This window comes from Pseudonocardia sp. SID8383 (assembly GCF_009864975.1).
GTDB lineage: Bacteria > Actinomycetota > Actinomycetes > Mycobacteriales > Pseudonocardiaceae > Pseudonocardia > Pseudonocardia alni.
On the sequence record NZ_WWFY01000197.1, the window covers coordinates 1 to 452 of the forward strand.

General features: G+C 79.6%; 1 protein-coding gene. It reads right to left on the reverse strand.

Features of this window, described 5'->3' with window-relative positions; all coding sequences use genetic code 11:
* Positions 1 to 31 precede the first annotated feature (31 nt).
* On the reverse strand, positions 32 to 452 hold a 421-nt coding region (locus tag GTW08_RS04735), incomplete at its 5' end, for a hypothetical protein (protein ID WP_202416404.1).

Consider the following 452-nt stretch of genomic DNA (forward strand, 5'->3'; position numbering starts at 1 on the left):
CATGCGGGGCGTGGTCGGGCACCCCCGCAGGTTAGGCGGCGACCCCGGAGCCCAGCCGACCGCGCAGCCACCGGCCGACGCCCGTCCCGCGCAGACACGGGTGGAGCACCACGACGGGCTCGGGCACGCCGGTGTCGGTGCCGAGCAGGGCGGCTACCCCGACCAGGTCGCCGGCGGCAGTGCGCAGCAGCAGTGCCGGTCCGGCGACGGGCGCCAGCAGCCCCACGAGGTCGGCGGCCGTCCAGTCCACGGCCGGTGCCCCGGCCAGGCAGGTCCGCAGCAGCACGTCGAGCTCGGCGGTCTCCTCCCCCGACGCGGGTTCCGCGGCGAGCTCGGCCCCGCCGGGCAGCAGCACCGTCGACCGGGGTGGCGGGGTCGCCGCGCCCGCGCGCAGGAACGCCTCGCCGCGGGCCCGCTCGGTGACGGTGAACGGCGCCCAGTTCCGGGCGGCC